Origin of the sequence: Pseudomonas sp., assembly GCF_050739995.1 — a bacterium.
GTDB lineage: Bacteria > Pseudomonadota > Gammaproteobacteria > Pseudomonadales > Pseudomonadaceae > Aquipseudomonas.
Genome location: NZ_JBOICG010000618.1, coordinates 24,024 through 37,232 on the forward strand (window position 1 = coordinate 24,024; position 13,209 = coordinate 37,232).

11 protein-coding genes are annotated in these 13,209 nt (G+C 61.1%); 6 read left to right on the forward strand and 5 right to left on the reverse strand.

The window, feature by feature from the left end:
• Positions 1 to 104: 104 nt before the first annotated feature.
• A complete protein-coding gene (locus tag ACRESD_RS20835) occupies positions 105 to 1,604 on the forward strand; it encodes a CoA-acylating methylmalonate-semialdehyde dehydrogenase (RefSeq protein WP_431752630.1) in 1,500 nt (499 codons plus the stop codon).
• An 84-nt stretch (positions 1,605 to 1,688) separates the two neighbouring features.
• Here ACRESD_RS20835 and ACRESD_RS20840 read toward each other — a convergent pair whose 3' ends face one another.
• Together ACRESD_RS20840 and ACRESD_RS20845 are read right to left on the reverse strand one after the other, a co-directional pair.
• Entirely contained in the window at positions 1,689 to 2,954 is a 1,266-nt protein-coding gene (locus ACRESD_RS20840) for a carbohydrate porin (protein WP_431752631.1), read from the reverse strand.
• Positions 2,955 to 3,008: 54 nt separating this feature from the next.
• Positions 3,009 to 5,417 (reverse strand): glucose/quinate/shikimate family membrane-bound PQQ-dependent dehydrogenase, encoded by a 2,409-nt coding sequence (locus ACRESD_RS20845; RefSeq protein WP_431752632.1) that lies wholly within the window; start codon positions 5,415 to 5,417, stop codon positions 3,009 to 3,011.
• Positions 5,418 to 5,904: 487 nt separating this feature from the next.
• Between ACRESD_RS20845 and ACRESD_RS20850 the strand changes: the two genes are divergently transcribed.
• Together ACRESD_RS20850 and ACRESD_RS20855 are read left to right on the forward strand one after the other, a co-directional pair.
• Positions 5,905 to 6,756, forward strand: coding sequence for a hypothetical protein (locus tag ACRESD_RS20850; protein WP_431752633.1), 852 nt, complete (start codon positions 5,905 to 5,907; stop codon positions 6,754 to 6,756).
• 2 nt (positions 6,757 to 6,758) lie between these two features.
• A complete protein-coding gene (locus ACRESD_RS20855; RefSeq protein ID WP_431752634.1) occupies positions 6,759 to 7,799 on the forward strand; it encodes a diguanylate cyclase domain-containing protein in 1,041 nt (346 codons plus the stop codon).
• A 2-nt stretch (positions 7,800 to 7,801) separates the two neighbouring features.
• On the opposite strand, the gene ACRESD_RS20860 is transcribed toward ACRESD_RS20855, so the two are convergent.
• The 3 genes from ACRESD_RS20860 to ACRESD_RS20870 are packed head-to-tail and all read right to left on the reverse strand — an operon-like array spanning position 7,802 to position 9,831.
• Positions 7,802 to 8,404, reverse strand: a complete 603-nt coding sequence (locus ACRESD_RS20860; protein WP_431752635.1) for a glutathione S-transferase family protein — start codon at positions 8,402 to 8,404, stop codon at positions 7,802 to 7,804.
• A 30-nt stretch (positions 8,405 to 8,434) separates the two neighbouring features.
• Positions 8,435 to 8,968, reverse strand: a complete 534-nt coding sequence (mug, locus tag ACRESD_RS20865; RefSeq protein WP_431752636.1) for a G/U mismatch-specific DNA glycosylase — start codon at positions 8,966 to 8,968, stop codon at positions 8,435 to 8,437.
• Positions 8,965 to 9,831 carry a LysR substrate-binding domain-containing protein gene (locus ACRESD_RS20870; protein ID WP_431752637.1) on the reverse strand — a complete coding sequence of 289 codons (867 nt, stop codon included), beginning with the start codon at positions 9,829 to 9,831 and terminating at the stop codon, positions 8,965 to 8,967. The genes mug and ACRESD_RS20870 overlap by 4 nt, the downstream gene beginning before the upstream one ends.
• Before the next feature lie 134 nt (positions 9,832 to 9,965).
• On the opposite strand from ACRESD_RS20870, the gene ACRESD_RS20875 reads away from it, so the two are divergent.
• From ACRESD_RS20875 to ACRESD_RS20885, 3 genes are read left to right on the forward strand one after another with little or no spacing between them, the layout of a single operon-like run.
• A complete protein-coding gene (locus tag ACRESD_RS20875; protein ID WP_431752638.1) occupies positions 9,966 to 11,015 on the forward strand; it encodes an agmatine deiminase family protein in 1,050 nt (349 codons plus the stop codon).
• Complete coding sequence (gene aguB / locus ACRESD_RS20880) at positions 11,012 to 11,893, forward strand: N-carbamoylputrescine amidase (RefSeq protein WP_431752639.1); 882 nt, start codon at positions 11,012 to 11,014, stop codon at positions 11,891 to 11,893. The genes ACRESD_RS20875 and aguB overlap by 4 nt, the downstream gene beginning before the upstream one ends.
• Positions 11,890 to 12,969, forward strand: a complete 1,080-nt coding sequence (locus ACRESD_RS20885) for an extracellular solute-binding protein (RefSeq protein ID WP_431752640.1) — start codon at positions 11,890 to 11,892, stop codon at positions 12,967 to 12,969. The genes aguB and ACRESD_RS20885 overlap by 4 nt, the downstream gene beginning before the upstream one ends.
• The last annotated feature ends 240 nt before the right edge of the window (positions 12,970 to 13,209 follow it).

Genomic DNA, 13,209 nt, shown 5'->3' on the forward strand with positions numbered 1-13,209 from the left:
ATTGTTCGCCAATGTGGACAATAAGTTCTGGATTTTGCTCTGGTTCGGAACAAATCGAAAGCCTATCGTGACTTCCATCGCAACCGACCTGGGATTCCACCGCCATGACGAGCACCATCGAGCACTACATCAACGACCAGCGCGTGAGCCGCGATGACCGTTATCAGGATGTCTTCAACCCGGCCACCGGCGAAAAGACCGGCCGTGTCGCCTTGGCCAGCCGGCAGACCGTGTCCGAAGCCGTCGCCGCTGCCCAGGCCGCCTTTGCTGGTTGGGCCGACACCCCGCCAATCCGCCGTGCCCGTGTGCTGTTCGAGTACCTGCACCTGCTGCGTGAGCGCAAGGATGACTTGGCTCGCATCATCGTCGCCGAGCATGGCAAGGTCTTTACCGATGCCCAGGGCGAAGTCGACCGTGGTATCGACATACTCGAATTCGCCTGCGGCATTCCCAACCTGCTCAAGGGCGAACACTCCGATCAGGTGTCCCGTGGCATGGACAACTGGACGATGCGCCAGCCCCTGGGCGTGGTGGCTGGCGTGACGCCCTTCAACTTCCCGGTGATGGTGCCGATGTGGATGTACCCGATTGCCATCGCGGCGGGCAACACCTTCATCCTCAAGCCGAGCCCAACCGACCCGAGCGCCTCGCTGTTCATGGCCGAGCTGCTGCGCGAAGCCGGCTTGCCCAAAGGTGTGTTCAACGTGGTGCAGGGCGATAAGGAATCCGTGGACGCGCTGATCGAACACCCGGACGTCAAGGCTGTAAGCTTTGTCGGCTCCACGCCGATTGCCCAATACATCTACGAAACTGGCGCCCGTCACGGCAAGCGCGTACAAGGCCTGGGCGGCGCGAAAAACCACATGGTGGTGATGCCCGACGCGGATATCGAAAAAACCGTCGACGCCCTGATGGGTGCCGCCTACGGCAGTGCCGGTGAACGTTGCATGGCGATCTCGGTGGCAGTGCTGGTGGGCGATGTGGGTGACAAAGTCATCGCCGCCTTGACCGAGCGGGCCAAGCAACTGCGCATCACCGATGGCCGCGATTTGAAGGCCGAGATGGGCCCGATTGTGTCGCGCGCCGCACTGGAGCGCATCAGCGGCTACATCGAGCAAGGTGTGCAAGCCGGGGCGCAATTGCTGCTCGACGGGCGTGACTATGTGCCCTCTGAAGCCGGCCTGGAAAACGGCTTCTGGCTGGGTGCCACGCTGTTCGACCATGTGACCCAAGAGATGAGCATCTACCGCGAAGAAATCTTCGGCCCGGTACTGGCCTGCGTGCGGGTGAATGACTTCGGCGCAGCGATCAAGTTGGTCAACGACCATGAGTTCGGCAACGGCGTCAGCTGTTTTACCAGAGACGGCAACATCGCCCGTGAATTTGCGCGCAGGATTGAAGTAGGCATGGTCGGCATCAACGTACCGATCCCGGTGCCGATGGCGTGGCACGGATTTGGTGGCTGGAAGAAGAGCCTGTTCGGCGACATGCACGCCTACGGCACTGAGGGTGTGCGCTTCTACACCAAGCAGAAGTCGATCATGCAACGCTGGTCGGAGAGTATCGAGCAGGGCGCGGAGTTTGCGATGCCGGTGTCCAAGTAATCCAAGGCTAGTAGTTCAAATGTGGGAGGGGGCTAGATCTTCCAGCAAGCCGCCTCCCTGTCTTATTTGATCGTGCTTAGCCCCTCAGAACACCGCCTTGACCTGCAAACCCAGCACCAGCGCATTGTCGATGTTCTCGCCTGAAAACGCTCCCGGCTCGATGATGTATTGCACATCCGGGCGCAAGGTCAGCCACGGCGTGGCCTGGTAGCCGTAGCTAAGCTCGATCAATTGCTCGGCATTGTTCAGGTTGGGATAGTCCGTCCCTGCGTTGACGGCGGCCAGTTCCTGCACATCGCGGCTGCGCGGGTTGGGCACGGCGCGTCCATACCCCAGGGCCAGGGTGTCTCGCGGCCTGCCTTCGAACGGTTTGTACAGCACCACCCCGGCGCCATACCACTTGCTGAACGGCGACGCCGCTTCGCTGGCTGCGGAGTATTGGCCGAAGGCGTGCAGCACGCGGCCGGCCGAGGACTCGGAAGCCCACACCGCCTGGTCGATCAGCAGGTAATGACCGCCGCGACCGTTGACCTCCTGGTTGCTGCCGATGCGTTTCACGTTGGAGCTGTCGTAGTAATAACCCAGCTTGTATTCACCCGGCAGGGGGCCGGCGTGCTTGTACACCAGCTCGATCGGCACCACGGTCCCGGTGGTGTGCTTCGGGTCCAGGCGCCAGGCGCGGCTGGAGTTGCCGTTGCTTTCCGGGTCCACATTGAACGCCGCGACGCGCAGTTGCCAGTTGGGTGAGAAGTCGTATTTCACCCGCGCACCCAGGCGTGCATTCGGGTAGTTGGTCCAGCCGCTGCCACCGGACATGTTCAGCGGGTGGCCGCAGAAACCGGCGTTCATGAAGTTGCACAAGATGCCGCTGTCCAGGCCACCGAGGTCATTACCCATGGCCATGTAGCCGAGCTTGACGTTGAGGGCCGGGGTGAACAGCGTGCGCTCGTAGCTCAGTTCGGTGAGGCGGGTGTAGAGGCCGCCGTAGTTTTCCTGGATTGGCAGGCGGTTGCCCACCAAATCCTCGGAGGCGCTGTTGCCGCGACGATCGTTGATGGTCAGCTGGATGCGGTCGCCGTTGGTGAAACCGTAGAGTTTGCCCAGGTCGAACTGCGCGCCGAGTTTGATGTTCTGCGAGTAGCGCGCCGAGCGGTGTTGGCCGCCGTCGGCGTTGTAGGCGGTCTCGCCGCTGTAGTCGCCGGTAAAGCGGATGCCTTGTTCGTCGAGTTCACGGCGCAGGCCGCCCCAGTCACCGGTCAGGGTGGTGTCGTCGGCTTGAACGGGCAGGGCGGCACCCAGGGCCAGGCCCAGCAACAGGCGCCCAAAGGAAATGTGAGAAGCGGGGATCATGCAGGCTCTTCCGTGCAAAATGGCGCGGTGCAGGGGCACCGCGCCAAGAAAGGGTTAAGGCAGGGCGTAGGCGATCACGTAGTCGCCACGGTCGGTGGACTGGCGCGCACCGCCGGCGGTGATGACCACGTACTGCTTGCCGGTTTTCGGTGACACGTAGGTCATTGGGCCGCCCTGGCTGCCGACGGGCAGGCGGGCTTTCCAGATCTCATCACCATTGCCGCTGTTGAAGGCACGCAGGTAGAAGTCCTGGGTGCCGGCAATGAAGATCAGGCCGCCTTGGGTCGACAGTGTACCGCCGAGGGTCGGCAGGCCGATCTTGATCGGCAGGTGCATGCGGATACCCAGTGGGCCGGTGTCTTCCACCGTACCCACCGGCACTTGCCACGCGACTTTCTGGGTCTTCATGTCGATCGCGGTCAGGGTGCCGAACGGCGGCGCCTGGCACGGAATACCGGCCACCGACAGGAAGCGGTTTTTGTTCACAGCGTACGGCGTGCCCTTGAGTGGTACGGCGCCCATGCCCGTGTTGAGTGCCTCGCCACCGGACGAGGCCTGGGCCTTGTTCTGCGACGGTATCATCTGGATCCACAAGCCCAGTCGCATGTCGTTGACGAAGATAAAGCCATGCACCGGGTCAGTGGAAATACTGCCCCAGTTCATGCCGCCCAGGGAGCCCGGAAAGCTCAGGGATTTATCGGTGCCCGGCGCGGTGTACAGGCCGTCGTAGCGCATGCCCTTGAAGTCGATGCGGCACAGCAGTTGGTCGTACGGCGTGGCGCCCCACATGTCCGACTCGGTCAAGGTCTGCGCGCCGATCTGCGGCATGCCCACCGATTTAGGTTGGGTCAGCGAGTAGGGTTCGTTGGGGATGTTGGCGGCCTTGACCGGTACTTCCTTGACGTCGGTCAACGGTTTGCCGGTGGCACGGTCGAGCACATAGATCTGCCCGGCCTTGGTGCCGATCACCACGGCAGGTACAGCCTTGTCGCCACCCGGTGGAGTGAAGTCGATCAGGCTGGGTTGCATCGGCAGGTCGAAGTCCCACAGGTCGTTGTGGACAGTCTGGTACACCCATTTTTCGGCGCCGGTGGAGGCATCCAGCGCCAGCACCGAGGCGCCGTACTTGTGGTTGAGCTGGGTACGTTCCACGCCATAGATATCGGTGGACGAGCTGCCCATCGGCAAGAAGACGGTGTTCATCAGCGGGTCATAGGACATCGGCGCCCAGCTGTTCGGCGTGCTGCGCACGTAGGTGCTGCCGTCTGCCGGAGCTTTCTTGTCCTCAGGGTTGCCCGGGTCGAAAGCCCAGCGCATTTGGCCGGTGATGACGTCGAAGCCACGGATCACACCGCCGGGCATGTCGGTCTGCACGTTATCCGCTACGCGGCCGCCGACCACCACGGTGGTGCCGGCCATTAACGGCGCCGAGGACAATTGGTAGTAGCTGTCCGGCACATCACCCAGGCCGGCTTTAAGATCCACCTGTCCGTGGGTGCCGAAGTCTTCACAGAATTTGCCGGTGTCGGCATCCACTGCGATCAGGCGCGCATCGATGGTGTTGGTCAGCAGGCGACGCTGGCATTGCGCACCGGCCGGCACGCTGGCCGCGAGGATCGGCGAACTGTTCGGCTGGCTCGGTTGGGCAATCGGCGCGGTGGCGTCGAAATAGGCCATGCCACGGCAGCGCTGCCATACCGCCGATTTGGCATTGACCTCGTTCTTCCACAGCTCTTTGCCGGTGTCGGCATCCAATGCGATCAGGTTGTTGTGTGGCGTGCAGATGAACACCTTGTTGCCGATCTGCAGGGGTGTCAGTTGGTCCTCGGCACCGTTGCCGTCGCTGATGGCCACGTCACCCGTGTGGTAGGTCCAGGCCACCTTGAGCTTGTTGACGGTATCGCGATTGATCTGGTCCAGCGCGGCAAAGCGGCTGCCGCCTTCGGTATTGCCGTAGTGTGCCCAGTCTTTTTGTGCGTCGGCGGCGGCGACCGGCGTGATGCCAGGGCCTTTACCGGTTGGCGCCACGCTTGGGTGGGCGACAAACATGTTGCCTGCCGCCACCGCCACGCCCACGGCCAGCACGGCAGCGATGCCATAGGCCCCACGTGCAGGCCGGCTCACCAGCAGCGGATACACCAACGCCACGGCCACGCCGATCACGGCGAACATGAATACCCGCGAGAACAGCGGCCAGAACACCAGGCCCACATCCGCAATCGCCCACAGGGCGGTGCCCACCAGGAACGTGGCGAACAACCAGGCGCCGGCGGGTTTGCGTCGGGCGATCAGCAGCCCGGCAACAGCCATCGCCACGCCGCCGATCAGGAAGTACCAGGAACCGCCCAGGCTGACCAGTTTGGCGCCGCCCACGGCCAGTGCCACGCCGAGCAGGGCGATGATGACGCCCAGGCCCAGCAGGAGAAATCTAGAGGCGCCAGCGGCGCACGATGCTCGTTTCATATCGATCAATGCTCGAAGGTGAGAGGCAAAGACGCGATTTTAGCAACATAAGTAACCAGTTAGTACATTGTGCGCGGTAATAGTCTTTTACCGTCTCGGCGATGATGCCCGGCTTCAGGCCCAGAGCATCATGCTGCATGGGTTGCAGATTTCTCTCGAGGGTTTCGCAGAGGGCATGGTCGACAGTGCCTTGATCCGTACGTGCGCCGTCGATGAAACGTTAGCTAATTCAGCGCTTAGAGCCGCTTATTCAATAAGTGCAAGGCTTGAGTGAGGAAAAATGTCACAAGAAGTATCTGGCTTGTAGGCGATCAGGACTTTGGAACAACTTTGGTAGTGATGACGTCTGGTCAGCCAATCGCTGTACATTGCGCCATCAGGCAAAGCGCCATTACCTGAAGTTCTACGACGTGATTTGTTTTGGGACCGGGTCACGGAACTTCGTGGCCGAGATCAGTGGAAGATTGTTGGTGATCAGGGCTCATTCATGCACGTCAGTTCGTTGAAGTTGGCCATCTGTCACACGGCGCAGGAGCTCGAACGCCATGTGGATTTTGAAAGTTTCATCCGGGCGCATTACACGGTGCAGTTGGGCCCCTATTCAAAACGGCCGTTTTTCTACAAGAGCGCACTCAAATACAGCCGTTTGATGGTGTCTTTTGCCTTGTTGAGTGAATACTTCTGCAAGCCGCTGCCATTATTGTCGGAGGTCAAAGCCTTTTGTGTGACGCGTGGCTATTGCTCGCGAAACAGCCTGGAGTCGATCTTTCTGCTGTTCCGCGCCCTGGGTTTCATGGACGTTGCGCCGCATCCGGAAGACAGCCGCTTCCGGGTGTATTCACCGTCGGAGGAAGCCTGCCGCGAAGTGCGTTTGATGTTGACGTCGATTACTCACTCATTGGCAGCGATGTTTCCTGATCGGGCCATCTTCCGACAACTGCACGCGTTGGATGATCAACAATTCCTGGCCACCTACTTCAAAGGTTTCGCCGTTATCCTGGCTGCCGACCTCACCGTCGATGTATTGCTGCCCGAGTGTTACTGGCTGGTCAAAAGAGATGCCGGGCATATGTTGATGCTCGCTATTTATAACGATGCCTTTGCGCCGGACAATCAACGGGCACGGTTTCGTTCATCTTCCTACCTGGCCTTGGCCAAGCAACTTTCAGTGTCGAAAACCCACGTTATCCGAGTGGTTCAGGAGGGCGTTGAAAAGGGCTACTTCAAAGTGCACTCCAAGACTCGGTTGGAAGTACTGCCGCGGTTTGCCAGCCTGGTGCGGCGGTTTATGGCTTTTTCATTTGCGGTAGGTGTGCATGCCGTTGAGATGGGAGCATAACGATGCCTGCTCACTTGAAGTTGCGGCCCCGGATGCGCCGGTTGCTCTCGCCGGCGGTCACCCAGGCTGAAGGGATAGGCATTGTGGCCTGGGCGGGTTTGCTGATGATTCATCCGGCCGTTGAGTTCGACATGGTCATGTTGATCCTCAGTGTCTGCCTGCTGGTGGTTTGCCGCCTTCATCACGTCACCGAGCATTTCCACCTATGGCGAGTGCTGGGGGTGGTTTACGTGGTGGTGTTGGCGGCCGGGTTTGCCTATGTCATCGGCTTTCATGACGAGTTGCGCATTTTTGTCTTGCCGTTGGCGGTCACACTGGTCATCAGCAGCGCCATCTTGTTTATCAGTGTCCAGGACTATCTGATCTGCGCCACGTTGGTATGGCTGATCCTGTGGCCGCCGATGCAGACGGATATCTATGCCGATGCGCACACCTACCTGTGGATGTTTTGCGTATCGTCGGTGTCCATCGGTTTTATCCTGAGCTTTTCCTACCTGAAGAACCTGCGCTCGGTGCTGCTGGTGGAAAGCGAGTTCCGCGTGATGGCAGAGACTGATTACCTGACCTCTATCCTCAACCGGCGCGCGTTCATGCAACGCTTCGACCACCTGCTCGCCGATGGCCAAAGCGGCTACTTCTTGATGTTGGATATCGACAGTTTCAAGACCAAGAATGACCTGTACGGCCACGATGTCGGCGACAAGATCCTGTGTGCGATGGCGGCCTGTCTGAAAAACGCCAAAGGCAGTCACAGCTTTGGCCGGATCGGCGGTGAAGAATTCGGCGTGTTGTGGTTGGGCGATGACGCGGCGCTCGCCTGCGACTTCGCCCTGGGCTTGTTGCAGGCGATCCGGCGTAGCGTCGCAGCACCCCACAGCTACACCTGCAGTGCAGGTATGGCGTCGTTTGTGGCGGGGGCCGACCTGTCGGCGGTGCTCAAGGAGGCCGATAAAAACCTCTACGCCGCCAAGCGCAATGGCAAGGATTGTGTGTATTTGGAGGACGAGCCGGTCGCCGCACCTTCCAGTGCGACGGTGCCGTGAACCTACTCAATCGGGTAGCGTTTGAACGCCGGATGCTGTTCCAGCTGCTCGGCGTGGCGTTGCAGGTTGGCAAACGCATCGGCCTGCACCACTGAGGACACAGTGAATTGGCTGAAAGACCAGGCCACTGCCGCTGTCAGCGAAGCCTGGGTGAGTGTGTCACCGCTGGTCTGGCCCAAGTGTGTGTCGAGCAGTTCAAAGGCGGCCAGCAGTTGCCCGCTGACGCGGTCGAGCCAGGGCGCGTGTTGCTTCTCGGTCGGGCGCAGGTTGTGCTCATACACGATCTGCACGCTTTTCTCACAGGCGGCCAGGGCCAGCCCGAGCAGTTGCAGGTCGCGGGCGCGGGCGGCGGGCGATGGGGGCAGCAACTTCTTGTCGGCCGGGGCCAGGGTTTCCAGGTAGTCCAGGATCAGGCTCGAATCCATCAACACCGTGCCATCGTCCAGCACTAGGGTGGGCGCTTTGACCACCGGGTTGATCTTGGAAAATTCGCTGTAGGAGCGGAACACCGAGAGCGGTTCATGGACGAAGTCCACCCCATAAAGGTCCAGGGAAATGGCCACGCGGCGTACGTAGGGCGAGTCCAGCATGCCGATCAGTTTCATGAAGCCTCCATTGCTCTCAGGGTATTAGGCTCAAGAGAGTAAGGGCTCCGGATCGGCGTGTGCAATGACCTCACGCAACTCCCGGTAGGCGTGTACCAACTGATCCAGGCTGAACGCCAGGTTGCGCCCACTGGGGTTGGGCAGTACCCACACCGAGGTGTTACCCAGTGACTGCGGTTGCAGCCCCCAAGCTATCTGCTTATGGCCGGACAGCGCGCTGTAGCCGGCCTTGCCGAGAAAGGCCAGATAGCGCGGCCGACAGGCGCGGATTTTGTGTTCGAACGCCGCCGCCGCATCCAGGAACTCATGCCGCGCCAGCTCACCCGCACTCGCCGTCGGCCGCTCCACCAGCGTGGTCAGGCCGCAGCGGTACTGCAACAACGTGGGGCCGTCTTCGGGGCGAATCTCATGGGGCGTGAACCCTGCCAAGTGCAGCGTGCGCCAGAAGCGGTTGCTGCGGTTGGCAAAGTGCTGGCCGAGGGCGGCGGAGCCTTTGCCGGGGTTGATGCCGCAGAACACCACGGCCAGTTGCTCGGCGAGGATGTCCTCAAGGTGATCGTTCATGCCGGACCCACCTGTAAATGGGCCAGCAGCCACGCGGTGAAACGGCGCGCCATAGGGTCGTTCTCACTGTCTCGATGGGTCAACAGCGCCCAACTGGGCCCGCGAATAGTGGCCTCGACCAGAGGCGATAGCAATCCGTCCGCCTGGGCCTGGTGACTGAGCAATTGGCTGACCAGACCCATGCCCAACCCGGCGCACACCGCATCCAGCAACAGGCCAGGGTCGGAAAAATTCAGCCCCTGACCCTGCTGGCCCACATCGATCCCGGCTTCGACCGCCCAATGGCTCCAGTCCATTTCCCGTTCGCCATGCAAGGTGGTGCGCTGGTCGATGGGCTGCTGCAACACCTTGGGATGACATGCCGGAAACAGCCGGTCGGCATGCAACACCTTGAAGCTGCATTCGGCCTGGGAGCTGATGTCGTCGCGCACCGCCAGGTCGATGGTCTGGCTGGCCATGTCGGGTACTTCGTCAGTGCTGAAGATCCACAGGTCGACTTCCGGGTGCTGTTGGCGGAAATCCGCAAGCCGGGGCAGTAGCCAATGGCGGGCAAAGGTCGGCGTGGTGTTGAGTACCAGTTGATTGGGCTTGCGGTACTGCCCCAGTCGACGCACGCCCACCGCCAATTGCTGCAACAGCGCCTGGGTGGTGCTGAGGAAGTCATGACCAGCGTCGGTGAGGCTCACGCTGCGCCCGCTGCGAAAGAACAGCGGCTGCTCCAGGTACGCCTCCAGGCTGCGGATCTGTTGGCTGATCGCTGATTGGGTCAGGTGCAGTTCTTCGGCGGCCTTGTGGAAGCTGCCCAGCCGGGCGGCGGCTTCAAAGCCGCGCAGGGTACCGAGGGGCGGCCAGTGATTAAGCATGCTGATAAGCTCCTCTAATCAGTTTTCTACAAAATCCATCGTTTGTTTGGCGTTTTAAGCCACCGTAGCATGCATGCCAAGACTCCGTGGGCAGTTTTCACTGAACACAATGACTTAACTCAAAGGTACTTGTCATGCAGCGTAATGAACATTCAAGCAATGGTTGGTGGATGCCCGCGGAGTGGACTCGACATGCGGCGACCTGGATGGTCTGGCCCCACAACCAGGCATTGTGGGAGACCACTTGGGGCGTGACCTTGCCCCAGGTGCAGCAGGATTTCGCCCGGGTGGCCAATGCCATCGCACGCTTCGAACCGGTGAAGATGATCGTCGATCCGTCGGCCCTGGCCAGTGCACGGGCGCTGTGTGGGCCACGGGTCGAGCTGATCGAGCAGGCCGTCAACGACAGCTGGTGCCGCGATTCCGGCCCGACTTTCATCTGCCACCCGCAACAGGGGCTGGCCGGGGTGAGCTGGCGTTTCAACGCCTGGGGCGGAAAATCGGCCCATGACCTGGATGAAAGCCTGGCGCGGCGTGTGCTCAATCACCTCGAGCTGGAGTGTTTCGGCACGCCGTTGAGCAACGAAGGTGGCGCGATTCACGTGGACGGCGAGGGCACCTTGATCACCACCGAATCGGTGTTGCTCAACCCCAACCGTAACCCCGGCATGACCAAGGCTGATATCGAGGACATCTTCACGCGCCTGTTGGGTATCAAGAAAACCATCTGGCTGCCCGGCGACCCGGATTACGTCACCGGTGACATGACCGACGGCCATGTCGATGGTGTGTGCGCCTTCGCGCGCCCCGGCGTGCTGTTGGTGGATGCGACCCGCGACCAAGGCTCGGTGTATGCCGAAGTCGTACGCGAAAACCGTCGCGCCCTCGAATTGACCACCGACGCGAAGGGACGTCGCTTTGAAATGCTTGAATTGTATGAAGCCAGCGATGCGGTCGACACCGAGGCTGAGGTGTTCTGCGCCTCCTACACCAACTTCTATATCGCCAATGGCGCAATCATCATGCCGGCCTATGGTATCGCCGCCGACCAGGTCGCCGCCGAGGTATTGGCCCAGGCGTTTCCTGGACGGGAAATCGTACCGGTGCAGATCAACCATCTGGCCCATGGCGGCGGCGGGGTGCATTGCATCACCCAGCAACAACCAGAAGGAGTCGTGCTATGAGCCTGCTGACGATTGCCACCACGCAGATGCCATGCACCTGGGACTTGCCCGGCAACCTCGATCGCGCCGAGCAACTTGTGCGTGAAGCGGCGGCACAGGGCGCCCAAGTCATCCTGCTGCAAGAGTTGTTCGCCACCCCATATTTTTGCATCGAGCAGCAGCACAAGCACCTGGCACTGGCCGAGGAATATCAACACAGCCCTGTGCTCAAACGCTTCGCCGCCCTGGCCAAGGAGTTGGGTGTGGTGTTGCCATTGAGCTGGTTCGAAAAAGCCGGCAATGCCTTCTTCAACTCCCTGAGCGTGGCCGATGCCGACGGACAGTTGTTGGGTGTGTACCGCAAAACCCATATACCCAATGCCATTGGCTACCAGGAGAAAGAGTATTTCAGCCCCGGCGACACCGGTTTTCGCGTGTGGGACACGGCGTTCGGACGCCTGGGTATCGGCATCTGCTGGGACCAGTGGTTCCCCGAGACCGCCCGCTGCCTGGCTTTGCAGGGCGCCGAAGTGCTGCTGTTTCCCACCGCCATCGGTTCGGAGCCGGGCTGCGCTACCCTCGATTCCCGTGATCACTGGCAGATGACCATGCGCGGCCATGCCGCAGCGAACATCCTGCCGGTGGTGGCGGCCAACCGGGTCGGGCGCGAGGTGGCGACCAGCGATGCCGAACTGCAAATGGACTTTTACGGTTCATCGTTTATTTGCGACCACAAAGGCAAGCTGTTGGCCGAGGCTGACCGCGACTCCACTGGCGTATGGGTACACAGCCTGGACCTGTCGGCAATGCGCGAAGAGCGCCTGACATGGGGCATCTTCCGTGATCGCCGTCCGGACATGTACGGCGCGCTGCTGACGCTGGACGGTCGCCCATCATGAAACGACTCCTGATCTGCACCCTGGTGCTCAGTGCCACCTGCGCCTCGGCCGATGATAAAACCCTCAAGCTGTACAACTGGGCGGATTACTTCGCGGCTGACACCCTGTCCAGATTCAGCGCCGAAACCGGTATCCAGGTGATCTATGACGTAATGGACGGCAGCGAAACCCTGGAAGCCAAGTTGATGGCGGGCGGCAGTGGCTACGACCTGATCTTTCCCGGCGACACCGTGGCCGAGCGCCTGATGCGCGCCGGTAGCCTGCAGCCGTTGGACCCCGCCAAGCTCACCGCGCTGAACGATATCGAACCGGGCCTGCAGCAACTGCGCAGCCATTACGTCAACTCGAACAAAGCCACGGTGCCCTACACCTGGGGCACCATCGGTTTGACCTACAACACCCAGAAGATCGAGCAGCGGTTGCCGAATGCGCCGGTCAACAGCCTGGATTTGCTGTTCAAACCGGAGAATGCCGCCAAGTTTGCCGATTGCGGTATCTCGCTGATCGACTCACCGGACGAAGTGCTGGCCGTGGTGCTCAACTACCTGGGGCGCGACCCGCGCAGCGCCAAGCGCGAAGACCTGGCCGCCGCCAGCGAGCTGTTGCTCAAGCTGCGGCCATACATCCGCAAGTTCCAGTCGCAGCCGGTGACCGACCTGGTCAACGGCGACCTGTGCCTGTCCCTCGGCTACAGCGGCGATATGACCCAGGCCCAGCGCGCCGCCGATGCGGCGGGCAAGCGGGTGACCTTCGGGTACCACATCCCGCGCGAGGGCACGACGGTGTGGATGGACACCATGGCCATTCCCGTCGACGCGCAGCACCCGGAATATGCCTACGCGTTCATCAATTTCGTGATGCGCCCCGAGAACATGGCCGCCATCAGCAACTTCACCGGTTACCCCACGGCCAACGCCAAGGCCCGCCCGTCGGTGGAGGCGCTCATGCGCGATAACCCCGATATATACCCGGAGGCGACAACCTTTGAGCGGCTGATTGCCGGCAAGGACATCCCCCAGGCCGATATGCGCGCACGGATGCGTGTATGGACTAAATTCAAAACAACACCCTTGTAGTGAGCGGGCTTGCCCCGCGCTGGGCTGCGTAGCGGCCCCAACAAGGACACCACAGTATTTCAGAAAGACCGAGGTGCCTGGTTTTAGGGCGGCTGCGCCCCCCAGCGCGGGGCAAGCCCTAATGCCAGTCAGTTAAGCGGTGGGGTATCAAGCGCAGCATCTGTAGTGAGCGGGCTTGCCCCGCGCTGGGCTGCGTAGCGGCCCCAACAAGGACACCACAGTGTTTCAGAAAGACCGAGG